Annotated in this window: 21 protein-coding genes and 1 riboswitch; of the genes, 14 read left to right on the top strand and 7 right to left on the bottom strand. The window is 58.9% G+C overall.

Features of this window, described 5'->3' with window-relative positions:
- Positions 1-3: 3 nt before the first annotated feature.
- The 3 genes from galE to cysQ form a co-directional block, all read right to left on the bottom strand.
- On the bottom strand, positions 4-987 hold the full coding sequence (gene galE / locus ACR3E6_RS05280) for a UDP-glucose 4-epimerase GalE (protein ID WP_171724023.1): 984 nt from the start codon (positions 985-987) through the stop codon (positions 4-6).
- Between the two features lie 70 nt (positions 988-1,057).
- Positions 1,058-1,858 carry a 3-deoxy-manno-octulosonate cytidylyltransferase family protein gene (locus ACR3E6_RS05275; protein WP_171724024.1) on the bottom strand — a complete coding sequence of 267 codons (801 nt, stop codon included), beginning with the start codon at positions 1,856-1,858 and terminating at the stop codon, positions 1,058-1,060.
- Entirely contained in the window at positions 1,858-2,655 is a 798-nt protein-coding gene (gene cysQ, locus ACR3E6_RS05270) for a 3'(2'),5'-bisphosphate nucleotidase CysQ (RefSeq protein WP_480486162.1), read from the bottom strand. Before cysQ ends, ACR3E6_RS05275 begins: the two co-directional genes overlap by 1 nt.
- A gap of 122 nt (positions 2,656-2,777) precedes the next feature.
- Here cysQ and ACR3E6_RS05265 point away from each other — a divergent pair, with 122 nt between their 5' ends.
- Positions 2,778-3,602 (top strand): ABC transporter permease, encoded by an 825-nt coding sequence (locus ACR3E6_RS05265; protein ID WP_171616598.1) that lies wholly within the window; start codon positions 2,778-2,780, stop codon positions 3,600-3,602.
- On the opposite strand, the gene ACR3E6_RS05260 is transcribed toward ACR3E6_RS05265, so the two are convergent.
- Entirely contained in the window at positions 3,599-4,201 is a 603-nt protein-coding gene (locus tag ACR3E6_RS05260; protein WP_480486160.1) for an alpha-ketoglutarate-dependent dioxygenase AlkB family protein, read from the bottom strand. The two genes, ACR3E6_RS05265 and ACR3E6_RS05260, sit on opposite strands and share 4 nt — an antisense overlap.
- A 212-nt stretch (positions 4,202-4,413) precedes the next feature.
- Between ACR3E6_RS05260 and dnaK the strand changes: the two genes are divergently transcribed.
- From dnaK to radC, 13 genes are all read left to right on the top strand, one after another.
- On the top strand, positions 4,414-6,321 hold the full coding sequence (gene dnaK / locus ACR3E6_RS05255; protein ID WP_209834348.1) for a molecular chaperone DnaK: 1,908 nt from the start codon (positions 4,414-4,416) through the stop codon (positions 6,319-6,321).
- A 74-nt stretch (positions 6,322-6,395) separates the two neighbouring features.
- Entirely contained in the window at positions 6,396-7,544 is a 1,149-nt protein-coding gene (gene dnaJ, locus ACR3E6_RS05250; protein WP_171635418.1) for a molecular chaperone DnaJ, read from the top strand.
- A 238-nt stretch (positions 7,545-7,782) separates the two neighbouring features.
- Positions 7,783-7,888: riboswitch (TPP riboswitch) on the top strand.
- A 44-nt stretch (positions 7,889-7,932) separates the two neighbouring features.
- Positions 7,933-8,736 (top strand): bifunctional hydroxymethylpyrimidine kinase/phosphomethylpyrimidine kinase, encoded by an 804-nt coding sequence (thiD, locus tag ACR3E6_RS05245; RefSeq protein ID WP_480486157.1) that lies wholly within the window; start codon positions 7,933-7,935, stop codon positions 8,734-8,736.
- Positions 8,733-9,710, top strand: a complete 978-nt coding sequence (locus tag ACR3E6_RS05240) for an FAD-dependent oxidoreductase (RefSeq protein ID WP_480486155.1) — start codon at positions 8,733-8,735, stop codon at positions 9,708-9,710. Before thiD ends, ACR3E6_RS05240 begins: the two co-directional genes overlap by 4 nt.
- A complete protein-coding gene (gene thiS / locus ACR3E6_RS05235; RefSeq protein ID WP_171635425.1) occupies positions 9,694-9,888 on the top strand; it encodes a sulfur carrier protein ThiS in 195 nt (64 codons plus the stop codon). The genes ACR3E6_RS05240 and thiS overlap by 17 nt, the downstream gene beginning before the upstream one ends.
- 2 nt (positions 9,889-9,890) lie before the next feature.
- On the top strand, positions 9,891-10,655 hold the full coding sequence (locus ACR3E6_RS05230) for a thiazole synthase (protein ID WP_171635428.1): 765 nt from the start codon (positions 9,891-9,893) through the stop codon (positions 10,653-10,655).
- Positions 10,652-11,248 carry a thiamine phosphate synthase gene (locus tag ACR3E6_RS05225; protein WP_480486153.1) on the top strand — a complete coding sequence of 199 codons (597 nt, stop codon included), beginning with the start codon at positions 10,652-10,654 and terminating at the stop codon, positions 11,246-11,248. The genes ACR3E6_RS05230 and ACR3E6_RS05225 overlap by 4 nt, the downstream gene beginning before the upstream one ends.
- Complete coding sequence (locus ACR3E6_RS05220; RefSeq protein WP_209834344.1) at positions 11,245-12,210, top strand: HesA/MoeB/ThiF family protein; 966 nt, start codon at positions 11,245-11,247, stop codon at positions 12,208-12,210. The genes ACR3E6_RS05225 and ACR3E6_RS05220 overlap by 4 nt, the downstream gene beginning before the upstream one ends.
- 20 nt (positions 12,211-12,230) lie before the next feature.
- Entirely contained in the window at positions 12,231-13,166 is a 936-nt protein-coding gene (locus tag ACR3E6_RS05215) for an ABC transporter substrate-binding protein (RefSeq protein WP_171635434.1), read from the top strand.
- Complete coding sequence (tenA, locus tag ACR3E6_RS05210) at positions 13,163-13,837, top strand: thiaminase II (RefSeq protein ID WP_171635437.1); 675 nt, start codon at positions 13,163-13,165, stop codon at positions 13,835-13,837. The genes ACR3E6_RS05215 and tenA overlap by 4 nt, the downstream gene beginning before the upstream one ends.
- Entirely contained in the window at positions 13,834-14,562 is a 729-nt protein-coding gene (locus tag ACR3E6_RS05205; RefSeq protein WP_480486150.1) for an ABC transporter ATP-binding protein, read from the top strand. The genes tenA and ACR3E6_RS05205 overlap by 4 nt, the downstream gene beginning before the upstream one ends.
- Positions 14,559-15,293 (top strand): ABC transporter permease, encoded by a 735-nt coding sequence (locus tag ACR3E6_RS05200; RefSeq protein ID WP_152459564.1) that lies wholly within the window; start codon positions 14,559-14,561, stop codon positions 15,291-15,293. Before ACR3E6_RS05205 ends, ACR3E6_RS05200 begins: the two co-directional genes overlap by 4 nt.
- Before the next feature lie 35 nt (positions 15,294-15,328).
- Positions 15,329-16,084, top strand: a complete 756-nt coding sequence (radC, locus tag ACR3E6_RS05195; RefSeq protein ID WP_171724034.1) for a RadC family protein — start codon at positions 15,329-15,331, stop codon at positions 16,082-16,084.
- Positions 16,085-16,087: 3 nt separating this feature from the next.
- Here the strand turns inward: radC and ACR3E6_RS05190 are convergent, their stop codons facing one another.
- The 3 genes from ACR3E6_RS05190 to secA all read right to left on the bottom strand — a co-directional run bounded on the left by ACR3E6_RS05190 (position 16,088) and on the right by secA (position 21,403).
- Positions 16,088-17,644: a phosphate ABC transporter substrate-binding/OmpA family protein gene (locus ACR3E6_RS05190; protein ID WP_210093157.1), complete on the bottom strand. Its 1,557-nt coding sequence runs from the start codon at positions 17,642-17,644 to the stop codon at positions 16,088-16,090.
- A 24-nt stretch (positions 17,645-17,668) separates the two neighbouring features.
- Positions 17,669-18,586, bottom strand: a complete 918-nt coding sequence (locus tag ACR3E6_RS05185) for a hypothetical protein (RefSeq protein ID WP_480486147.1) — start codon at positions 18,584-18,586, stop codon at positions 17,669-17,671.
- A 99-nt stretch (positions 18,587-18,685) separates the two neighbouring features.
- Positions 18,686-21,403: a preprotein translocase subunit SecA gene (gene secA / locus ACR3E6_RS05180; protein WP_210093159.1), complete on the bottom strand. Its 2,718-nt coding sequence runs from the start codon at positions 21,401-21,403 to the stop codon at positions 18,686-18,688.
- Positions 21,404-21,574: the final 171 nt, after the last annotated feature.

Raw genomic sequence — 21,574 nt, 5'->3', positions numbered from 1 at the left:
TCCTCATTTTTCGTAGTGGCCGTTCTGGTGCCAGCGCCAGGCATCTGCGATCATCGTCTCTAACGTAGATCTTTTTGGCTTCCATCCCAGTTCATTTTCAGCCCGCACAGAACCAGATACCAGCTTGGTGCAATCTCCTGCCCGACGAGGGCCCACTGTATACGGCACGGGACGGTTGGTGACGGACCTGGATTGCTCGATCACCTCAAGAACGGAAAACCCGGACCCGGTGCCCAGATTGAAGACACGGCTGCCTTTGCCCTGTTCCAGCCAGCCCAGCCCCAGAATATGCGCATCTACCAGATCGCAAACATGTACATAATCGCGGATACAGGTGCCGTCGGGCGTATCATAATCTGTGCCAAAGACGGTCAGACCGTCCCGCTTGCCGTCAATCGCGTCCAACATCAGCGGGATCAGATGGGTTTCGGGGCGGTGAAACTCGCCCACGTCTCCTTCGGGGTCTGCACCTGCAACGTTGAAATACCGGAAGATGACATGGCGCAGCCCATGAGCCGCCTCGAAATCCTTGAGGATATCTTCGATCGCGCGTTTTGATGCCCCGTAGGCGTTCAGAGGATACTGCGCCGTGGATTCATCAAGAACCACATTGTCGTGCTCGCCATACGTTGCACATGTGGACGAAAATACGAAATCCAGACAGCCGGCCTCGACGGCTGCTTCAATCAGAGTCAGCGAGCCCGTGACATTGTTCGACCAATACACGCCGGGCTGGCGCATGGCATCGCCAACCTGGCTGAGCGCCGCGAAATGCATCACCGCATCTGGCTTGTGTTTCGCGAACACCTCATCCAGGCGGTCCCGGTCCAAAAGGTCGCCCTGTTCAAAAGGGCCAAATTGCACCGCATCCTGCCAACCCGTGATCAGGTTGTCGTAGGTCACAGGGAGGTAACCTGCCTGCGCAAGCGCCTTGCAGGCATGTGAGCCGATATACCCGGCACCACCGGTGACAAGAATTGTCTTCATGGCATATCCATTGGGGCTGGTTGAGGCACAGTTTCTACAGGGGCGCCGTCAGAGTCATAGGGAAAAGACGTCACTCCAGCCCCATGGCTGCCATCATCTCTTCGATCTTGGGCACGTCCTGCGGGTTGTTCAGCTCCCAGAACTGACGGCCCCTTGCCTCGACCTCGACGCACAGAACCTTGCGCCCGTTTTCCATGAACCTGAGCTGTTCCAGGCCTTCCAGCTGTTCCAGAGGCCCGGTTGGCCAGCCCGGATACGCCGCAAGGGCGTCGGGCCGATAGGCGTAAACGCCGACATGGTGAAACACGGGTGTCGCTTCATCGCCGGCGTATGTCTGCGACGTGAAGGGGACGACCTCTTTCGAGAAGTACATCGCACTGTGATCGCGTCCGAACACTGCCGTCGTGCCACCTACACGGCCATGCTTGCGGTCGTTCAGCAGACTGTTCAACGCACTACCGTCACAGCGCAGGACAGGGGTCGCAACACCGGCATCCGGGGCGGCGCGCAGGCCGGAAACCAGATCTTCGACAAACCAATGCGGGGTCAGCGGAGCGTCGCCTTGCAGGTTGACGATGATTTCATACCCGCCACCCAGAACCTCATGCGCCTCGGCGCATCGTTCGGTGCCGTTCTGACAGTTTTCCGAGGTCATCACGACCTCGGCCCCAAAGCCCTCGGACACGTCGCGAATGCGCTCATCATCCGTCGCAACAACAACGCGATCGACACCCGAGACTGACATGGCTGCACGCCAGGACCGTTCGATCAGTGTCATGGATGCGCCTTTTGCGCCGGTCAGGGGAACCAGTGGCTTGCCGGGATAGCGGGTCGAGGCGTAACGGGCGGGAATGGCAATCAGAACGGACATCAGGCTTCCTTCAGTTCAACACCCGGAGCGTAAGCAATAAAGAACGGATTTGCATAGCCATCCTTGCCATAAACCAACGGAGTATGGTCGTCAAAACGCACAACCTGGCCACCGGCTCCGGCCAGTACCGCGTGGCCTGCCGCCGTATCCCATTCCATCGTGCGCCCGACGCGCGGATAGATATCCGCTTCGCCCGTGGCAACCAGACAGAACTTGAGCGACGAACCCGCGCTTTTGCTGTCCTTCACATGATATTTGTTGATGTAGTCCTCGGTGGCCTGATCCCTGTGGGACTTCGACGCCACGACCAAAAGCCCGGAATTATCCGGTTCAGAGACTGATATGGGCGTCAAAGGACCGGTCTCGTTTTTGTCGAAAGCGCCCGTTTCCTCGACCGCGCGGCCATCAGCCAACGTGAAGAACATACGACCCCGCGCCGGGGCATAGACCACTCCCCGGGTTGGCACTCCGTTTTCGACAAGCGCGATGTTGACGGTAAAGTCGCCGCGACGGTTGATGAATTCCTTGGTGCCGTCCAGCGGATCAACAATGAGGAAAGTATCGCCTTTTTCCGAATGCGAAGCGGCCTGTTCTTCGGTGATCAGAAGAATAACCGGGAATGCCGCACGCAAGCCTGCCGAAATCAATGCGTCAGCGGCTTCGTCTGCCTCGGTCACAGGGCTGGAGTCGGATTTGACTTTGACATCGAAATCATCCGCCTCGTAGATTTCCATGATCTTGTCGCCTGCCTCCAGAGCCAGTCGCCGGATGACGGGAATAAGCGCATCGTAGGTCACAAAAAAGCTCCGTTCCTGTGGTTTGTTGATCCAAAATCGCGATCGACTTATGATGCGGCGGTTACGGAACGGCAAGATATTCATGCCAGTTTAGAGGCGACGAAGCAGAAAAGACCCTTTGAATGTTCTATTTCAAGCGCAACCAAACGCTGCTGGGCGGCGCTTTCACGACGGCTGAGCTGGTATTCCATGCCACCGTGCGAAAGGTGCGCTCGCAACATCCGAATGCAATAGTCGCCATCCTGATCAATGTTTTGCAGCTTGTGGTGATGGGAACCACTTTCTACCTGCTCATGTCACTGATGGGCCGAGGCGGAATTCCAAAGATCAGGGGCGAATTTCTGCTGTATGTTCTGTCCGGCGTGTTCCCCTTCATGCTGCACATCCAGTCAATAGGCGCGATTTCAGGGGTTGGGTCCGCGAACAATCCGATGATGCTCCATTCGCCGATGAATGTGATGGTGACGATCCTGTCTGCGGCGCTCGGTATTCTTTACAAGCAACTGCTGGCTATGTTCGTGATCCTGTTCATCTACAGCGTCGCGGTCGCCCCGATCGAGGTGCAGGATCCCGGCGGTGCTTTCGCAATGCTGATATTGGCCTGGTTTACCGGATGCGCCGTGGGTTTGGTGTTCATGGCGATGAAACCCTGGTTTCCGACGACTGTGGGAATGCTCACCAATATCTACCGTCGCCTGAACATGGTGTTTTCGGGAAAGATGTTCGTCGCAAACACGCTGGGCGGCGGATTGCTGATGATGTTCGCCTGGAACCCGCTGTTTCATATTATCGACCAGTGCCGGGGCTTCATCTTCCGAAACTACTTTCCGCGAAACACAAGTTGGGAATACGCGCTATGGGTCGGGATAGCTTTGTTAATGATCGGTTTGATGGCTGAGTTTTTCACGCGCCAGCATGTTTCACAAAGCTGGAACGCGCGCCGCTAACATGCGACCCGCAGCGTCAAGTTGATCCGTCCGCCTTTTGGCAACAGCCGGGATGATCCGTATCTGATCCGGTCGACTCCGTGATAGGCCAATCGTGCCGGGCCGCCCATCACTACCACGTCGCCCGAGCCGAGCCAGATCGACTCGGTCTTGCCGCCACGGGTCGTATTGCCAATTCGGAACAGGGCGTCATCGCCCAGGGAAACCGACAGAACGGGCCAGGAAAAATCTGCCTCGTCCTTGTCCTGATGCAGGCCCATTTTGGCGCCTTCCCCGTAGTAGTTGATCAAACAGCAATCCGGCGCGCGCTCGGTGCTGACCAGATCGTGCCAGATACCAAGAATGACCGGGGGGATTTCAGGCCAGACCCCGCCTTTCGGGTGCTTGTCCTGATAGCGATAGCCTGCCTTGTCGGTCACCCATCCCAGATCCCCGGCCGAGGTCATTCTTACCGACATCTCTTTGCCCGAAGGCGTGACGGGTCGAAACAAGGGTGCCGCTTTCAGAATCGGTCGAAGGGCCGCGATCAGCCGTGCCTGGGCAGCAGGGTCAATATAGCCTTTCCTGATTTCGAACCCTCGCAAGACAACTCGCGTCATTCCGGAAACCCCAAACCTTTCCAATTTCTTGCCAAAAAAGACCTCAAATTCCCGAAAACCTGCACTCTACGGTGCTTGCAGGCCTCTTGCCTCGCCCTTATATACGCCGAGACGTGCGATGGTAGTGCTGTCGCGCACATCAGATCGGGGGTGGGATGCCATAAAGGGTCCGACCCTCGGGACATCGCCTTGAAGAGAAAGGGATTGCAAAAATGGGAAAAGTAATCGGGATTGACCTGGGAACCACGAACTCCTGCGTGGCCATCATGGAAGGCTCGCAGCCGAAGGTCATCGAAAACGCCGAAGGGGCGCGGACCACGCCTTCGATCGTCGCCTTCACCGAAGATGAGCGACTGGTCGGTCAGCCTGCAAAACGTCAGGCGGTCACCAACCCCGACAACACGATTTTTGGCGTCAAACGTCTGATCGGTCGTCGCGTGGATGATGCAGAAGTCGAAAAAGACAAGAAAATGGTGCCGTATTCCATCGTGAACGGCGGCAATGGTGATGCGTGGGTTGAAGCCCGCGGTGAAAAGTATTCCCCGAGCCAGATCTCGGCCTTCACTCTGGGCAAGATGAAGGAAACCGCCGAAAGCTATCTGGGCGAAGATGTCACGCAGGCGGTTATCACCGTTCCGGCATATTTCAACGACGCCCAGCGTCAGGCCACCAAAGACGCCGGTAAAATCGCCGGTCTGGAAGTGCTGCGGATCATCAACGAACCGACAGCGGCTGCGCTGGCCTATGGTCTGGACAAAGAAGAAACCCAAACCATCGCGGTTTATGACCTGGGTGGTGGTACCTTCGACGTGACCATTTTGGAAATCGACGACGGCCTGTTCGAGGTTAAGTCGACCAACGGCGACACCTTCCTGGGTGGTGAAGACTTTGACATGCGCATCGTCAACTACTTGGCGGATGAGTTCAAAAAGGAACACGGTGTCGATCTGTCTCAGGACAAGATGGCCCTGCAGCGTCTGAAAGAAGCCGCTGAAAAAGCCAAGATCGAACTGTCCTCGACCTCGCAGACCGAGATCAACCAGCCCTTCATCTCGATGGGCGCCAACGGTCAGCCGTTGCACATGGTCATGAAACTGACCCGTGCCAAGCTGGAATCGCTGGTGTCGGACCTGATCAAGAAGTCGCTGAAACCGTGCCAGGCCGCTCTGAAAGACGCGGGTCTGTCGGCTGCTGACGTGGACGAAGTTGTTCTGGTCGGTGGTATGACCCGGATGCCGAAAGTGATCGAAGAGGTCACCAAATTCTTCGGCAAAGAGCCGCACAAGGGCGTGAACCCGGACGAAGTGGTTGCCATGGGCGCCGCCATTCAGGCCGGTGTTCTTCAGGGCGACGTCAAAGACGTGGTTCTGCTGGACGTGACCCCGCTGTCGCTGGGTATCGAAACGCTGGGTGGCGTGTTCACCCGCCTGATCGACCGCAACACCACGATCCCGACCAAGAAGTCTCAGGTCTTCTCGACCGCCGAGGACAACCAGAACGCCGTGACCATCCGCGTGTTCCAGGGTGAGCGTGAAATGGCTGCGGACAACAAGATCCTCGGTCAGTTCAACCTTGAAGACATCCCGCCGGCACCGCGCGGCATGCCTCAGATCGAGGTGACTTTTGATATCGACGCCAACGGCATCGTCTCGGTTTCGGCCAAAGACAAAGGCACTGGCAAAGAACAGAAGATCACCATCCAGGCATCGGGCGGGCTGTCCGATGAGGATATCGAAAAGATGGTCAAGGACGCCGAAGAGAACGCGGAAGCCGATAAGGAACGCCGCGAGCTGATCGAGGCGAAGAACCAGGCGGAAAGCCTCATTCATTCGACCGAAAAGTCGATGGAAGAGCATTCCGACAAGGTCGACCCGACCACGATCGAAGCCATCGAGTTGGCGATCGCCGCGCTGAAGGACGAGCTGGAAACCGAAAATGCCGACAAGATCAAGTCGGGCATCCAGAACGTCACCGAAGCCGCGATGAAGTTGGGCGAAGCCATCTATAAGGCGCAAGCCGAAGAAGGCGAAGAGGAACCTGCTGCCGCAGACGCTGCACCAGGCGACGATGACATCGTTGACGCCGAGTTCGAAGACCTCGACGACGACAAGCGTAAGTAACGGGTAACCGGGCCAGTATGGGCCGGTCCGGATGCCGGGCCGGCCTATTTACGTTGAGGCGGAAGGAAACACTGATGTCAAAACGCGACTATTACGAAGTGCTCGGCGTGTCCAAGGGCGCTTCGGCGGATGAGATCAAGAAGGGTTTTCGTAGGAAAGCCAAAGAGCTGCACCCAGACCGCAACAAGGACAACCCGGATGCCGAGGCGCAGTTCAAGGAAGCCAACGAGGCTTACGACGTGCTGCGCGATGCCGAAAAGAAGGCGGCTTACGATCGCTTTGGCCATGCTGCATTTGAAAACGGCATGGGCGGCGGTGGCCGCCCCGGTGGCGGCTTTGGCGGTCAAGGCGACTTCTCCAGTGCATTTTCGGATGTATTTGACGACCTGTTCGGTGATTTCATGGGTGGTCAAAGGGGCGGCGGCGGACGTCGCGCCGCGCGCGGCTCGGACCTGCGCTACAACCTGCGTGTGACGCTGGAACAAGCCTACTCGGGCCTGCAAAAAACCATCAACGTGCCAACGGCCGTGGCGTGTTCGTCCTGCGAAGGTACCGGGGCTGAAGGTGGCGTTGAACCCACATCCTGCCCCACCTGTTCGGGCATGGGGAAAGTGCGGGCACAACAGGGCTTCTTTACGGTGGAACGGACTTGCCCGACCTGTTCGGGATTGGGTCAGATCATCAAGAACCCCTGTAAATCTTGTCAGGGGGCCGGCAGGGTCGAAAAAGACCGCGCTTTGTCGGTGAACATTCCTGCCGGTGTCGAAACCGGTACGCGAATTCGTCTGGCAGGCGAAGGTGAGGCGGGAATGCGCGGCGGCCCTCCGGGCGATCTGTATATTTTCGTCGAAGTGGCCGAGCACAAACTGTTCGAACGCGACAGCGTAAACCTCTACTGCCGCGTGCCGGTCAGCATGGCCAAGGCGGCGCTGGGCGGATCGATCGAGGTTCCGACCATTGATGGCGGTCGCGGCCGTGTTCAGATTCCGGCCGGAAGCCAGTCGGGTCGGCAAATGCGCCTGCGCGGCAAAGGCATGCCTGCGTTGCGCGGCGGTGGTGTTGGTGACATGTTCATTGAACTGGCCGTGGAAACCCCGGTCAACCTGACCAGCCGCCAGAAAGAACTTCTGCGCGAGTTTGATGATCTGGGTGAAGACAACCATCCGGAATCAAAAAGCTTTTTTTCGTCCGTCAAGTCTTTCTGGGATGGCATGAAAGGCTGAACGACCATGAACGGGGGCTCTGCCCCCGCCGCCCTTTGGGCGACTCCCCCGGGATATTTTCAGCCAGATGAAGCAAGGGACCCTGTATTCATCTGGCGAAAAATATCCCGGAGCGCGAGGCAGAGCCTCGCATGTCACTGTCCTAAACATGCAGTTTTGGCCTTAGCAGAAAGCTGAAAGTGGCAATACATCTGGAAAATTGAGTCTTGATTCCGGCCTTCGACCCTGAGATTGTCCGCTTCAACCGTTGGGGTGCCCTTTGACAGGGCTGAGAGACGCAACCGCGTTAACCCATCGAACCTGATCCGGGCAATTCCGGCGTAGGGAACGGTCTCTTGAACACAGACGTTTTCTCTACTCCGTTGCCCATAGAAGATGGAGCAACGACATGGTGGCAATTGCCCTGACCATAGCAGGATCCGACAGTGGCGGCGGCGCGGGCATTCAGGCTGACCTTAAGGCAATGTCGGCGCTGGGTGTTTTTGGCGCAAGTGTCATCACCGCCGTTACCGCGCAGAACACGCAAGCTGTCACCGCTGTGCATGGAATTCCGCTGGATGTGATTTCCGCCCAAATCGACGCGGTTCTGAACGATCTTGACGTCAGGGCCGTTAAAATCGGCATGCTTGGGACACCGGAGATCATTCATACGGTCGCCAGGGGCCTGGCGGCGTTCGACGGTCCCGTGGTTCTTGATCCGGTTATGATTGCAAAATCCGGCGACGCTCTGTTGGAGCAAGAGGCGGTCCGGACGCTGCGCGATGTGTTGTTGCCAGCGGCGACTGTTCTTACGCCGAATCTGCCTGAGGCGGCGTGCCTGCTGAACATGCCAGCGGCAGAAACGCGTGAGCTGATGGCTGAACAGGGCCGGGCATTGTGCGCCTTGGGTGCGGGTGCAGTCGTGATGAAAGGCGGACACGGGTCAGGTGATATCTGCCACGATTTGCTGATCGATCCGTCGGGTGTCATGGCCGAGTTTCAGGCCCCACGTCAGGATACGAAAAACACCCATGGAACAGGATGCACCCTGTCGTCATCCATCACCGCCGGTTTGGCCAGGGGGCTGACCCTGAAGGACGCGGTTGCGCAGGCGCATGACTATCTGCAAGGGGCCATCGCGCGCGCGGATGAGTTGAATGTCGGCGCTGGGCACGGGCCGGTGCATCATTTCCACCGGGTTTGGCCCTCGTGACGCTTTGGTCTGTCATAGGGGCAGGGGTTGCCGGTCTTGCCGTTGCCAGCGAACTGGTGTCGCGCGGTGCAAGAGTGCAGATATTCGACCCCGGCGGGCCACCGGGCCCGCATGGGTGTTCATGGTGGGCCGGAGGAATGCTGGCACCTTGGTGCGAATATGAAAACGCGGAAGAATCGGTGTTGCGTCTGGGGCAGTCCGCGATGGAATGGTGGGCCCAACGCACCAAAGTGACCCGGCGGGGAACGCTTGTTGTCGCAAGTGCCCGTGATGTGCCGGACCTGCGCCGATTTGCGCGTCGAACAAAAGAGTTCACCAAGGTCGAACGGGCAGAAATATCTGAATTAGAGCCTGATCTGACGGGGTTTGGCCAAGGCCTGTTCTTCGAACGCGAAGCCCATGTTGATCCGCGTCAGGCGCTGCAAGATCTGTATCGTCAACTGCAAAGCCAGGGCGTCGTGTTCCACCGGAAGCTGGCGCCCGCCCAGTTGGAGAATGCAATTGACTGCCGTGGCCTTCACGCCCGCGAATACCTACATGATCTGCGCGGCGTGAAGGGTGAGATGCTGGTCATACGATGCCCTGACGTGGAGCTGACGCGCCCGGTTCGTTTGCTGCACCCGCGGATGCCGCTTTATATCGTTCCGCGCGGCGGCGGCGTCTACATGTTGGGTGCGACCATGATCGAATCCGAGGATAGCAGCCGCATTACCGCCCGTTCGATGCTGGAATTGCTCAGCGCGGCCTATGCCGTGAACCCGGCTTTTGGTGAAGCCGAAGTGTTGGAGATAGGCGTCGATCTGCGCCCCGCCTTTCCCGACAACTTACCGCGCATCCGGCGTTTGGGCCGCACGATCTATGCCAACGGGCTTTATCGCCACGGATATCTGTTGGCACCGGCGCTGGCGCGGGGTGTTGCGGATCTGGCGCTGAACAACACACATTCGGAGATGGTAGATGAAGATCGTGCTTAACGGCGAGACGCGCGAGGTGCGCGCCGAAACCCTGTCGGAATTGTTGGACGAATGCGGTTTCTCGGGCCGTGTGGCCACCGCCGTGAACGAAGAATTCGTACCCTCAAGCCTGCGCGTCGCTCACAAGCTGGCCGAAGGTGACCGGGTCGAGGTCGTCGCACCGATGCAGGGGGGCTGAAGATGAAAACGTTTTACGGCACTGAACTGCCCAACTCACTGATGCTGGGCACGGCGCAATATCCAAGCCCGGCCATTCTGGAACAGGCGTTTCGCGAAAGCGGTGCAGGCGTTGCCACTGTATCCTTGCGGCGTGAAGCGGGTGCAGGCCAGACCTTTTGGAACATGATCCGCGAATTGGGAGTTCTGATCCTGCCCAATACGGCCGGTTGCCATACGGTGAAAGAGGCCGTGACGACCGCCCATATGGCCCGCGAAGTGTTCGAGACCCGATGGATCAAGCTGGAACTCATCGGACATACGGACAGTCTGCAACCGGACGTTTTCCAACTGGTAGAAGCCGCCCGCATTCTGACCGAGGATGGGTTCGAGGTGTTTCCCTACACCACCGATGACCTGATCGTGGGCGAACGCCTGTTGGAAGCGGGATGCGAGGTGCTGATGCCCTGGGGCGCACCGATCGGGTCAGGACGCGGGCTGAACAACGAATACGCCCTGCGTGCGATGCGGGCCGAATTTCCTGACATTCCCCTGGTGGTGGATGCCGGTATCGGCTTGCCCAGCCACGCGGCCCGCGCGATGGAGCTGGGCTTTGACGCGGTTCTGCTCAACACCGCTGTGGCCCGTGCCGGAGATCCGGTTCTGATGGCCAAGGCGATGGCGCAGGCAACCCTTGCCGGGCAATTGGCCCATCAGGCCGACCCGATCGAGCCGCGCGACATGGCGGAACCTTCTACTCCTGTTGTTGGAAAGGCCTTCCTGTCATGAAGCTGGACCGTTTCTATCCGATCTTTGATCACTCGGACTGGCTGCGGCGGATGTTGCCGCTGGGTGTCAAGCTGGTGCAGCTGCGCATAAAGGATCAGCCAGACGATGTGGTGCGCGACCAGATCGCAGTCTCACGCGAATTGTGCCGCGACCATGGGGCGGTTCTGGTGATCAATGACTATTGGCAACACGCGATCGATCTGGGCTGCGACTGGATCCATCTGGGGCAGGAAGATCTGGACGACGCCGACCTGAAAGCCATCCGAAAAGCGGGTCTGAAACTGGGCGTTTCCACCCATGACGACGATGAGCTTGAGCGTGTGCTGGCCATGGATCCCGATTACGTGGCACTGGGCCCGGTCTACCCCACCATCCTGAAAAAGATGAAATGGCATGAGCAGGGCCTGCCCCGCGTAACGGAATGGAAGGCGCGGGTTGGTGATATTCCCTTGGTCGGTATTGGGGGCATGAGTGTCGAGCGCGCAGCCGGTGTGCTGAAGGCCGGGGCGGACATTGTCTCGGCAGTCACGGATATCACCCTGAACCCCGACCCCGAAGAACGGGTGCGCGCGTGGATCGAGGTCACACGATGAGTCGATATGCCCGCCAGACGCTTTTGCCCGAAGTCGGGGCAGAGGGGCAGGTACGCTTGTCGGCGGCCCGTGTTCTGGTCGTCGGCGCTGGCGGTCTGGCTGCACCGGTTCTGCCACTTTTGACAGGGGCCGGGGTGGGGCGGATCACGGTCATGGACGGGGATACCGTCGATCTGTCGAACCTGCACCGTCAAACGTTTTTCTCCGAGGCCGATTGCGGGCAACCCAAGGCAGAAACCGCCGCCGCCCGTTGCCGCGCGCTGAATGATGAAACTGATGTCATTGGCCTGAATCAGGCTCTGACCAGTGAAAATGCACCCGGTTCGGTGTCGCAAGCCGATATCATTCTGGATTGTGCCGACAGCTACGCAGCCAGCTACATCCTGTCGGACACGTGTCTGGCGCAGGGCAAACCTTTGATCAGCGCCTCGGTGCTGGGGCTTTCGGGTTATGTGGGCGGTTTCTGCGGCGGGGGCCCATCGCTGCGCGCTGTATTTCCCGATGCACCGGACAGCGGCGCCAGCTGCGCCACTGCGGGGGTTTTGGGCCCCGTGGTTGGCGTGATCGGGGCGATGCAGGCGCAGATGGCGCTCAGCTTGATCCTTGGACTTGATCCCTCACCCCTTGGGCAGTTGGTTCAATATGACGCAAGAACCCTGCGCAGCACCGGGTTTCGCTTTGATGACGCACCCGAGCCCGGCAACTGCTTTCGCTTTCTGTCCGCAAGCCAGCTGAAGGGCACGGATCAGATCATCGAGCTGCGCAGTTCGCAGGAAGCCCCTGTTCCCATCCATTCGAACGCGACGCGCATTTCGCCGGATAATTTGCGCGAAATAGACCCTAATGGCGGAAAAAGGCTGGCTCTTTGCTGTGCCACCGGTTTGCGGGCATGGCGTGCCGCAGAACAAATTCAACCAGATTGGCCGGGCGAGATTGTCCTCGTCGCGGCCTCAACCTCGTGAAGAAAAGGGAAACGCGAGATATGAAAAAGCTGATGACAGCCATCGCCCTTCTGGCCGCCGCGCCGGCATGGGCCGAAGACAAAATGACCGTCCTGCTGGACTGGTTCATCAACCCTGACCATGGTCCTATCATCGTGGCGCAGGAAAACGGCTATTTTGCTGAACAAGGGCTTGAGGTCGAGATCGTTCCGCCCGCCGACCCGTCCGCCCCGCCCCGTTTGGTGGCTGCCGGCCAAGCCGACCTGGCGGTGTCTTACCAGCCGCAATTGCACTTGCAGATTCACGAGGGCCTGCCTCTGAAGCGTGTCGGCACATTGGTTGCGACGCCGTTGAACTGTCTTCTGGTGCTGGAAGACGGGCCGATCAAGTCGCCTGCTGACCTCAAGGGTAAAAAAATCGGCTTCTCGGTCGCGGGGGTCGAAGAAGCCATCCTTGGCACCGTTCTGGGCAAATACGATGTTGCGCTGGGCGATGTCGAGCTGATCAATGTCAACTTTTCCCTCTCGCCGTCGCTGATGACCGGTCAGGTGGACGCGGTGATTGGCGCTTATCGCAACTTCGAACTGAACCAGATGGATATCGAAGGTCGTCCCGGCACCTGCTTCTATATCGAGGAAGAGGGCGTTCCGTCTTATGATGAACTGATCTATGTCGCCAATCCGGAAACGATGGACAAGGACAAGATCGCCCGGTTCCTCGCCGCGACTGAAAAAGCGACCCAATTTATCGTCAATAATCCGGAAAAAAGCTGGGAAATCTTCGCGGCGACCTCGCCTGAACTTCAGGACGAGCTGAATGCCCGCGCCTGGGTCGATACACTGCCGCGCTTTGCGCTGCGTCCGGCAGGTTTTGATGCCGGTCGTTATGCCCGGTTCGAAACCTTCCTGAACGAAAGCGGGATGATCGACAGCGTCCTTCCGGTCAGTGACATCACCATCGACGTGACCGCGCAATGAGCAATTATGGCAAAGCCTTTGCGCTGATGCGCGATGCTGCGGCGGATCCGTGGCGGGATTACACCCGCCACGCCTTCGTAGAGGGTATGAAAGACGGAACGCTGCCACGCGAGGCGTTTCTGCACTATCTGCGGCAGGATTATGTGTTTCTGATCCACTTCTCACGTGCCTGGGCGCTGGCCGTGGTGAAATCAGAAACGCATGAAGAAATGCTTGCCGCATCGCGAACTGTGAACGGTTTGATCAGCGAAGAGATGAAACTGCATATCGGTATCTGCGCGGCGGAAGGTATCTCGCAGGCAGAGTTGTTTGCCACGCCAGAGCGACACGAGAATCTGGCCTATACCCGGTTTGTCCTGGAAGCAGGCTACAGCGGAGATCTTCTGGACCTGCTGGCGGCCCTTGTTCCTTGCGTCATGGGGTATGGTGAGATCGGTACGCGCCTGTCCGCCGAGGCAACGTCCGAGACATATCGCGGCTGGATCGACACTTATGCCGGCGAAGATTACCAAGCCGCATGTGTGGCGGTTGGCGAGTTGCTGGATCAGGCTCTAACAAGACGTATTGGGGCTGATTTCCAAGGTTCGCCACGCTGGGATCGACTGTGCCAGACCTTCCGCAAGGCGACAGAGCTTGAAGTCGACTTCTGGCAGATGGGTTTGACGCCATGACACCTGCGCCCGAACTGACCATCAACGGCACTGCCACGATCGACGGCGCGACCCTGTTTGCGCCATTGTCCCTGACCCTAGGGGCCGGGGCGTGGACATGCCTGCTGGGCGGTTCGGGCGTGGGAAAAACCACGGTTCTGAGGTTGATTGCGGGGCTCGAGACCGGGGCTGTCTTCGCCGGGCGGATCACGGCCAGTGATGGCTTGCCTGTGGCTGAGCGTGTCGCATACATGGCGCAGGATGATCTTCTTTTGCCTTGGGCAACTGTCGCGCAGAATGTCTCGCTGGGTGCGCGTCTGCGCGGGGAAAACGTTGATCTTGATCGACGTGACCGCCTGATCAAGCGTATGCGGTTGCAGGATCACATGAACAAGAAGCCCAATGCGTTGTCCGGCGGGCAACGTCAGCGTGTCGCCCTGGCCCGGACACTGATGGAAGATCGCCCCGTTGTTTTGCTGGACGAGCCCTTTTCGGCCCTTGATGCCCGCACCCGCGCTGACATGCAGGATCTGGCCGCCGAAGCATTGCACGGTCGCACCGTCCTTCTTGTGACCCATGATCCCGCAGAGGCCGCGCGACTGGGGCAATCCATCGTGGTGATGACCGAACACGGATTGACGCAGTGCGAACCGCCCCGGGCCCAGGCCCCGCGCCGCGTGGATGATTTGGAGACATTGGAAACCCAGGGTGCCTTGCTGCGTCTTCTCCGCGAGGGCGTGGCATGAAGTATTTTTCTGCACTGGCCGCAACTTTGTTTGCCTTGCTGATCTGGCAGGGCATCGTGACCCTGACCGGGTTGCCGAAGTTCATCCTGCCCGGACCCGCCGTCGTGGCCGAAACCTGGTGGCAGAACCGCTGGGTGATCGCCGAGCATACCTGGATCACAGCGATCGAAGTGGTGATCGGTCTGGCATGCGGAACGCTGCTGGGTGTCGTTACTGCGTTGCAACTGGCGAATTCGCGGGCGGCGCGGGTCCTGGTGCAGCCGATGCTCGTGTTCACGCAGGCTCTGCCGGTATTCGCATTGGCGCCGTTGCTAACGCTATGGCTGGGCTATGGGCTGTGGTCCAAGGTCGCCATGGCGGTGTTGATCATCTATTTCCCGATCACCTCATCCTTTTTTGACGGGCTTATGCGCACCCCGTCGGGGTATCTGGATCTGGCCCGAACGATGCAGGCCAGCAAGCGCGCCGTATTGTGGCATATCCGTATTCCGGCCGCTCTGCCGTCGCTGGCGTCGGGGATGCGGCTGGCGGCGGTCTATGCCCCGATCGGAGCGGTGATCGGCGAATGGGTCGGCTCGTCGCAGGGGCTGGGCTATCTGATGCTGCTGGCCAATGGACGTGCCAAGACCGATCTCATGTTTGCCGCGATGCTGACCCTGGGCGTATTCTCGATCCTTCTGCACATGATTGTCCGCCGGGCCACGGCACGCATGGCGGGTGAGGTGCGTTAACCAATCAGAAACCGATTCTGGGTCAGGGTGCGCCCATGACACAGGACGCCTTTGCCGAAGCCCCGATGCTGTTTGATACGGACGAAGCGCCGGCGCAGCCGCTGCCCTCTGGCCGGTTACCCTCCTACATAAAAGACCACCGCAAGCGGCTGCGCGAACGGTTCAGGACCGGCGGATCGGCGGCGATGCCGGATTACGAACTGCTTGAACTGGTCCTGTTCCGATCCATTCCCCGTCAGGATGTGAAGCCACTGGCACGGGCATTGATGGACACTTTTGGTGATTTCAATCGTGTCCTGACCGCGCCCGAGGAACGGCTGCGCCAGATCAAGGGCGTTGGCGATACCGTGGTTACCGACCTGAAAATTCTTGAGGCCTGCGCCCACAGGATGGCCCGCGCCCGGGTGATGCAGCGGCATGTGATCTCGGGATGGGATGCGCTACTGGATTATTGCCACACCACCATGGCGCATCGTGAGATCGAACAGTTTCGCGTGTTCTATCTGGATCGCAAGAACGTAATGATCGCGGATGAGGAACAGGCCAAAGGCACCGTGGATCACGTGCCGGTTTACCCGCGCGAGGTTGCCAAACGAGCGCTGGAACTGAATGCCTCGGCCCTGATTCTGGTGCACAACCACCCGTCGGGTGATCCGACGCCCTCGCAGTCGGATATCGACATGACCAACCGTATTCAGGATGCCTGTGCGGCCTTGGGCCTGACCCTGCACGACCACCTGATCATTGGAAAATCGACCGAGTTGAGCTTTCGGTCCGAAGGGTATCTGTGAGCTTCACTGCACCCAGATTTCAACCCGGCGGTTGACCTTGCGGCCCCATTCGGTGTCGTCACAGGCCATCGGCATTGCTTCGCCAAACCCTTCCGCGACCACCTCGATACTGTCTGATATCGATGTCTCGGCTGCGGCCAGAACCGCGTTTCGTACCGTCTGTGCACGTCGCAGGGCAATGCGGGCGTTGGCGGCGGCCCCGCCATCCCCGTCGCTGAAACCGGCAAACACCAGCTTGCGCGCCTTCAATGTGCCGGCGTCAAGCATATGTGCCAGTTGCTGAATATTGGAACGTGACTGCGCATCCGGACGGGATGATCCGGGCTCGAACCGAACCGACAGGGACAGCCGTGACAGCGGGCGCAGGGTTTCGATCATGCGCTGAAGCTCATCCAGCCCAACTTCGGGCCCTCCGGTGGCGATGGCATTGGCAAGCCGGTCGCCCTGTACGCCAACCGGCAAGGTTTCAGGCGATTGATCCACATAACCTGCGTCACGAATGGCCATCTGGGCCCCGGGGCTTAGGCTAAAGGCCAGAAATTGCCGTGCAATCCGCGGCAGGCGGCGTTCGGGCAGATACAGAAACATCGGCATGTTCAACGGATAATCTTCGGTCTTGATCGATTGACGGGTGGCGGCCAGCGGATGCCCACACCCTCCGGTCAACGGCAGGGCTCGGGTATTGTCGGCTGTCGCTTTGCTGGCGATTCCGATGGAAAACGGGTCCTTTGCCACGGCCTTGGCCAGATCGCTCGTTCGAATATGACGGATTGCGGTATCGGTCAGTTCCACGCCAGCGGTCTTCAATACCTGATCCTCGACAGCCTGCGCCAGCCCCGATCCCGGATCCGGCACATGCAATGCGATCGGAGCATCCGGCCCGCCCAGGTCCACCCAGTTCTTCACTTCACCTGACAGAATGCGGGCCAAGTCGGCCAACGAAATCTGACGCATCACACTATCGGATGCCACCACCGGAACCATGGCGTCCAATGCAACAACCCTGGATCGCCGGGCCCGTTTCAAATCACCCAGCCCCGCGGCATCGGCTGCATCCCGCTCTGCCTCGCGTACTTCGCGCAGGGCCATCACGATATCTGTCTGATTCCCGATCAACTTGGCGAAGCCGCGATCCGTGGTCCCGACGTCAAAGTAGAACCGCGCCAACGGGGCGTCACGGCCTGACTGAAAAAGCTCATAGACGAAGGTGTCAGAATCCACGCGGGCAGGCGTTGCGGTCAAGCCTTCCTGCTGCGCAAACCCGATGATCAGGGCGGGCAGGACCGTTTCGGCCATGACAGACGATCCGGAAAATCGCAACTCGGCTACGAAATCCGTCAGGCTGGGGCACGCAGGTCCGTCGCAGGTGACGCCCGAGCCATCAACGGTCAACTCACCGAACTGCGTATCAACGCGGTAAAATTCGCCGTCGAAGCCCAGCAGGTTGCCTGTTACTTCGACCTTGCCGTCATGAGACGTCAGTGTGATGTCTTGCGCCATTGCACAGGTCGCACCTGCAACGGTAAACAGCGCGGTCACAGCCGCACGAAAGAAAGTCATAAGAGAGTCGAGCCTGCCTGCGGATTACTTTGCCGCGATTGTCAGGTCTGAGAGCAGATTATTCAACACCAGAAACTCACCGGCCTGTGAACAATCCGGCAGGGTCAGGGACATGTCGCGCGACCGCAGGCGGCTATCTGACAGAAGTTCCAGCGCCTGCACATTCAGCGTTTGCCCGCAGTTGGATTCGGTCACTTCGGCTTCGACCGTCAGGTCGATGCTGCCGGACCGATCCGACGCGCCCGTCGGAAAGGAATATACTTCGATATTCTTGGCACGACCCAGACCCGTCTGGCCCAGGCGCAGAACCTCTCCTGCGCCATTTGCCGAGGAATCATTCCACACATGGCCGCTGTTGCCATAGCTTGCCCCGAATTCCAGCGCGTGAATCTGCAACTCGGTATCACCCTGCCATTGCAGGACGACGCGGTCATATTCGGCAATGTCGGTCACGTGAGTGGTGGCGACCGTGCCTGTTTCATCTTCGAATGAAATCAGGAAAATCGCGTATTCCGACAGTGCCGGGATGGACATGTTCAAGGCACCGGAATCGTCGGTGTTCTGGCTGACCGTCAGGCCGCTGTGATGAATTTCAACGCGTTCGTTTCGGTGGCAGGGTGCCCGCAGCGACAGGTGTGCCATGGCGCCGGGGACGGCGACGGCGCGCGCGCTGATGTTGCAATCCGTTGTTTTCGGTGCTGACGGAACTGCGCGAGGTTCGGGCGCTGCCGCCCCGGAATCTGCGTCAGACGCCGGAGCCGAAGTCAGTACGATAGCATCCAACCCCGACAGAACCGAGGATTGCTGAGATGCCGAGGCAACATCAACACTACCCCCCGCGTTCGCAGGCTGCGCGGTTGGTCCGTTCTGCATCAGGTAGCCTATGCCCAAAGCACAAGCGACCGTGCCGCACATGGTCACGTAGTTTCGAACTACAAACAAGACACCCTCCCCAGTTGAAGGAGCAAATCGCACATTCGCCACGAATCGCGGCCAATTTGTGGCCGCAAGACGAACACATTGTGGATTCGGCGGGTAACGTTAGGTCAGTCGGCCATGGCAGTGTTTGAACTTCTTGCCCGAGCCACACGGGCACGGATCATTTCGCGACGGGTTGCCCCAGGTCGATGGATCGCTTTCGTCGAACCCCGGAAGCGCATCACCCGAGGCCGCAGCCTCGGCCTTGGCTTCGGCCTGTTTCGCGGCCTTGTCCACGGCCTCCTGCGCCTGAGCCTGCTGCCCGGCCATCTGCGCCAGCATTTCTTTCTGTTCTTCTTCGGTCAGCGGACGTACGCGCGACAATTGCTGTGTCACGGTCTCGCGCAGCGAATCCAGCATGCTTTCGAACAGCTGGAAGCTTTCGTTCTTGTATTCGTTCAGAGGATCGCGCTGGGCATAACCGCGGAACCCAACGACCGAGCGCAGGTGTTCCAGGGTCAGCAGATGCTCGCGCCATTTGCTGTCAATGGTCTGAAGCAGAACCTGTTTTTCGATGTTGCGCATGTTTTCAGGGCCAAAGGCGACGGCCTTCTGGGCCATCATCTCATCCGCGGCCTTGATCAGACGTTCGCGCACCTGCTCGTCATCCACGCCTTCTTCGGCGGCCCAGTCCTGAACCGGGACGTCCATGTTCAACTTGTCCTTTATCGCCTCGTGCAGACCCTCAGTATCCCACTGATCAGCATAGGATTTCGGCGGCATGTATTCGTCAATCAGGTCGTCAATCACCTGTTCGCGCATATCCGAGACGATCTCGGACAGGTCGTTTGCAGACATGATTTCGCGGCGCTGGCTGAAGATCACCTTCCGTTGGTCATTCATCACGTCGTCGAACTTCAGAACGTTCTTGCGCATGTCAAAGTTGCGGCCTTCGACCTTGGACTGCGCGCGTTCCAGCGACTTGTTCACCCAGGGGTGAATGATCGCCTCGCCTTCTTTCATGCCCAGCGTGGTCAGAACCTTGTCCAGCCGTTCCGAGCCGAAGATGCGCATCAGGTCATCCTCGAGGCTCAGGTAAAATACCGTTCGGCCCGGGTCGCCCTGACGACCGGAACGACCGCGCAGCTGGTTGTCGATGCGGCGGCTTTCGTGGCGTTCCGATGCCATAACGTAAAGGCCGCCAGCAGCCAGAACCTTTTCTTTTTCTTCGGCGTGGCGTGCTTCTTCGGCGGCCCGCAGCTCGGACGGATCCGCGTCTGGATTCTCGGCAATCGCTTTCAGGACCTTCATCTCGACATTGCCGCCAAGCTGAATGTCGGTGCCGCGACCGGCCATGTTGGTGGCGATGGTTACCGCACCCAGACGACCGGCATCGGCAACGATCTGTGCCTCTTGCTCGTGCTGGCGGGCGTTCAGAACGTTGTGCTTGATGCCTTCCTTGGTCAGCATCTGGCTGAGCAGTTCGGATTTTTCGATCGACGTGGTCCCCAGCAGAACCGGCTGGCCCTTTTCCTGCGCCTTTTTCGTCTCGGCGATCATCGCATCGTATTTTTCGGCGGCCGTACGATAGACCTGATCATCTTCGTCGATACGGGCAATCGGCAGGTTGGTCGGAACTTCGACCACGCCCAGACCGTAGATCTCGGCAAATTCTTCGGCCTCGGTCAACGCGGTGCCGGTCATGCCGCTCAGTTTGTCGTACAGGCGGAAATAGTTCTGGAATGTCACGCTGGCCAATGTGACGTTTTCCGGCTGGATCTGAACCTTTTCCTTGGCTTCGATCGCCTGATGCAGACCTTCGGACAGGCGACGGCCCGGCATCATGCGGCCGGTGAACTCATCGATCAGAACGACATCGCCGTCGCGCACGATGTAATCCTTGTCGCGCTGGAACAGCTTGTGGGCACGCAGCGCCTGGTTGACGTGATGCACGACGGTGGTGCTTTCCGGATCATACAGGGAATGGCCTTCGGGAATCAGGCCGGCCTGAAGCAGCTGTGCCTCAAGAAATTCGTTGCCTTCATCAGTAAAGGTCACGTTGCGCGATTTTTCATCCAGGGTGTAATGATCATCGCTCAGCGTCGGGATCAGGCCATCAATGGCGGTGTACAGATCCGACCGGTCCTGCGCGGGACCCGAGATGATCAGCGGTGTCCGCGCTTCATCGATCAGGATCGAGTCGACCTCGTCCACAATCGCAAAGTTGTGGTGTTTCTGGTAAACCTGCTCTAGATCCGCCTTCATGTTGTCGCGCAGATAGTCAAAACCCAGCTCGTTGTTGGTGGCATACGTGATGTCACAGGAATACGCGGCCAGTTTTTCCGCGTCGGGCTGGCCGGACCAGATCACACCAGTTGTCATGCCTACGGCCGCAAACACCTTACCCATCCATTCCGCGTCTCGTTTGGCCAGGTATTCGTTCACCGTGACAACATGCACGCCCTTGCCGGTCAGCGCGTTCAAATAGGCCGGGAAGGTGGCGACCAGAGTCTTGCCTTCGCCCGTCTTCATTTCCGAGATGTTGCCCTGATGCAGGAAAATGCCGCCCATCAGCTGCACGTCAAAGGCCCGCAGGCCAAGTGCGCGCTTGGCGCCCTCGCGTACGTTGGCAAAGGCCTCGGGCAGCAGGTCGTCCAGGCTTTCGCCATCCAGTGCGCGCTTGCGCAGGTCTTCGGTCTTGTCGATCAGACCTTGATCTGAAAGCGTTTCAAACTCTGGTTCCAGCGCATTGATCTTTTCGACCAGAGGGCGGGTCGCCTTGATCTTGCGGTCGTTCGGTGTTCCGAACACCTTTTTGGCGAGCGTTCCGAGTCCCAGCATGTTCACTCCAGAGGATCTGTTCTTTTCGTGGTTGCGACAGGCTTGCCCACCTTGCGCGCAACCCATAGATACGGGGGGTGAAAGGCGGCCCTGTCCAAGGCTTCAAAGCGATGTAAGCGGCAGGTTCCAGAGTGTCAACGCCGCGCCCTGTCGCGGCAAGAAAATAGGATG

It is taken from the genome of Ruegeria sp. AL3 (assembly GCF_056536065.1).
This window is presented reverse-complemented; position numbering and strand designations above follow the sequence as displayed.

Excerpts from the sequence above, each read along its gene's own strand:
- galE (WP_171724023.1), bottom strand. The coding sequence starts at position 987 with ATGAAGACAATTCTTGTCACCGGTGGTGCCGGGTATATCGGCTCACAT.
- ACR3E6_RS05275 (WP_171724024.1), bottom strand. The coding sequence starts at position 1,858 with ATGTCCGTTCTGATTGCCATTCCCGCCCGTTACGCCTCGACCCGCTAT.
- ACR3E6_RS05265 (WP_171616598.1), top strand. The coding sequence starts at position 2,778 with ATGTTCTATTTCAAGCGCAACCAAACGCTGCTGGGCGGCGCTTTCACG.
- ACR3E6_RS05260 (WP_480486160.1), bottom strand. The coding sequence starts at position 4,201 with ATGACGCGAGTTGTCTTGCGAGGGTTCGAAATCAGGAAAGGCTATATT.
- dnaK (WP_209834348.1), top strand. The coding sequence starts at position 4,414 with ATGGGAAAAGTAATCGGGATTGACCTGGGAACCACGAACTCCTGCGTG.
- dnaJ (WP_171635418.1), top strand. The coding sequence starts at position 6,396 with ATGTCAAAACGCGACTATTACGAAGTGCTCGGCGTGTCCAAGGGCGCT.
- thiD (WP_480486157.1), top strand. The coding sequence starts at position 7,933 with ATGGTGGCAATTGCCCTGACCATAGCAGGATCCGACAGTGGCGGCGGC.
- thiS (WP_171635425.1), top strand. The coding sequence starts at position 9,694 with ATGAAGATCGTGCTTAACGGCGAGACGCGCGAGGTGCGCGCCGAAACC.
- ACR3E6_RS05230 (WP_171635428.1), top strand. The coding sequence starts at position 9,891 with ATGAAAACGTTTTACGGCACTGAACTGCCCAACTCACTGATGCTGGGC.
- ACR3E6_RS05225 (WP_480486153.1), top strand. The coding sequence starts at position 10,652 with ATGAAGCTGGACCGTTTCTATCCGATCTTTGATCACTCGGACTGGCTG.
- ACR3E6_RS05220 (WP_209834344.1), top strand. The coding sequence starts at position 11,245 with ATGAGTCGATATGCCCGCCAGACGCTTTTGCCCGAAGTCGGGGCAGAG.
- ACR3E6_RS05215 (WP_171635434.1), top strand. The coding sequence starts at position 12,231 with ATGAAAAAGCTGATGACAGCCATCGCCCTTCTGGCCGCCGCGCCGGCA.
- tenA (WP_171635437.1), top strand. The coding sequence starts at position 13,163 with ATGAGCAATTATGGCAAAGCCTTTGCGCTGATGCGCGATGCTGCGGCG.
- ACR3E6_RS05205 (WP_480486150.1), top strand. The coding sequence starts at position 13,834 with ATGACACCTGCGCCCGAACTGACCATCAACGGCACTGCCACGATCGAC.
- ACR3E6_RS05200 (WP_152459564.1), top strand. The coding sequence starts at position 14,559 with ATGAAGTATTTTTCTGCACTGGCCGCAACTTTGTTTGCCTTGCTGATC.
- radC (WP_171724034.1), top strand. The coding sequence starts at position 15,329 with ATGACACAGGACGCCTTTGCCGAAGCCCCGATGCTGTTTGATACGGAC.
- ACR3E6_RS05190 (WP_210093157.1), bottom strand. The coding sequence starts at position 17,644 with ATGACTTTCTTTCGTGCGGCTGTGACCGCGCTGTTTACCGTTGCAGGT.
- secA (WP_210093159.1), bottom strand. The coding sequence starts at position 21,403 with ATGCTGGGACTCGGAACGCTCGCCAAAAAGGTGTTCGGAACACCGAAC.